The sequence below is a fragment of the Kitasatospora sp. NPDC057512 genome (assembly GCF_042802135.1).
Lineage (GTDB): Bacteria > Actinomycetota > Actinomycetes > Streptomycetales > Streptomycetaceae > Kitasatospora.
This window is the reverse complement of record NZ_JBHVET010001112.1, coordinates 1-1,871: the sequence shown is the minus strand read 5'-3', so window position 1 is coordinate 1,871 and position 1,871 is coordinate 1. Positions and strand designations below refer to the sequence as shown.

Sequence of the window (1,871 nt, the reverse complement as noted above, 5' to 3'; positions counted from 1 at the left end):
GTCAACTACCCGTTGGTAGTGGCGTGGTGTGGTTGTCGGATCATCCCTCCTGTGGAACAACTGTGTTGACGTAGACTCAGGAGGATTCGGATGAGGGCTCTGACCCGTCTCGCACCACCACTGCTGCTCGCCACCGCGCTGGTCTGGTCCGGCCTCGGACCGGCCGGCGCGGCGACCCCGCCGTCGAAGACGCCGGAGGCGGTGGGCCGGGGCGGAGCGGTGGCCACCGTCGACGCCGACGCCACCGCCGCCGGCATCGAGGTGCTGCGCAAGGGCGGCAACGCGGTGGACGCGGCCGTCGCCGCCGCCGCGGCCCTCGGGGTCACCGAGCCGTACTCCTCCGGCATCGGCGGCGGCGGGTACTTCGTCTACTACGACCACGCCACCGGCCGGGTGCACACCATCGACGGACGTGAGACGGCCGGCCGCACCGCCGACAGCGGCCTGTTCCTGGAGGACGGCAAACCGGTGGCCTTCGCCGACGCCGTCACCAGCGGCCTGTCCGTCGGAGTCCCCGGCACCCCCGCCACCTGGGACGCCGCCCTGCGCAAGTGGGGCACCCGCTCGCTCGCCCAGAACCTCGAACCGGCCGAGCGGATCGCCGACCACGGCTTCGTCGTCGACGACACCTTCCGCGGCCAGACCGCCGACAACTACGCCCGGTTCAAGGACTTCCCGGCCACCGCCGCGCTCTACCTGCCGAACGGCAAGCCCCCCGAGACCGGCACCGTGCTGCGCAACCCCGACCTCGCCGCCACCTACCGGCTGCTCGCCAAGGACGGCGTCAAGGCCTTCTACCAGGGCGAGTTGGCCGGGGACATCGCCAACACCGTGCAGCACCCGCCGGTCGACCCGGCATCCGGCCGCAACGCCCGCCCCGGCAAGGTCGACACCACCGACCTCGCCGACTACCGGGTCCGCGACCAGGCGCCCACCCACGTCTCCCACGGCGCCTACGACGTCTACGCGATGGCCCCCTCCAGCTCCGGCGGCACCACCGTCGGCGAGGCGCTCAACATCCTGGAGGACGGCGGCGACGTCTCGACGTACAGCGGCACCCAGTACTACCACCACTTCCTGGAGGCCTCCCGGATCGCCTTCGCCGACCGCAACCGCTGGGTCGGCGACCCGGCCTTCACCGACGTCCCCACCAAGGAGCTGCTCTCCGAGCGCTACGCCGCCTCCCGGGCCTGCCTGATCAGCCCGGACCACGCGCTCACCAGCCCGCTCGCCCCCGGCGACCCGCGCCACCCGGCGCCCTGCGCCGACACCGGCCAGGCCGTCGCCGAGCCGTACGAGGGCCCCAACACCACCCACCTGACGGTCGCCGACCGCTGGGGCAACATCGTCTCCTACACGCTCACCATCGAGCAGACCGGCGGCAGCGGCATCACCGTCCCCGGCCGGGGCTTCCTGCTCAACAACGAGCTGACCGACTTCGACTTCACCCCGCTCGCCCCGGGCGTCCCCGACCCCAACCTGCCGGGCCCGGGCAAGCGGCCGCGCTCCTCGATGTCCCCGACGGTCGTGCTGCGCGACGGTGAGCCGCTGCTGGCCACCGGCAGCCCCGGCGGCGCGACCATCATCACCACCACCCTCCAGGTGCTGCTCGGGCGGCTCGACCGGGGCCTGAGCCTGGAGCAGGCCATCGCCGCCCCGCGCGCCAGCCAGCGCAACGGCGCCACCACCCAGGCCGAGTCCGCCTTCCTGGCGCTGCCCGAGCGGGCCGCGCTGGAGGGCCTCGGACACAGTTTCGTCAACGGCGGCGAGATCGGTGCCGCCACCGGCGTGGAACGGCTGCCGGACGGCCGCTGGGTGGCCGCCGCCGAGCCGGTGCGGCGCGGCGGCGGCTCGGCCGCGGTGGTCCGGCC

1 protein-coding gene is annotated in these 1,871 nt (G+C 73.9%); it reads left to right on the top strand.

Annotation, left to right across the window (positions count from 1 at the left end):
- Positions 1-90: 90 nt before the first annotated feature.
- Positions 91-1,871: gamma-glutamyltransferase (ggt, locus tag ACFU6K_RS38120; protein WP_380671120.1), on the top strand; the 1,781-nt coding region annotated here is incomplete at its 3' end.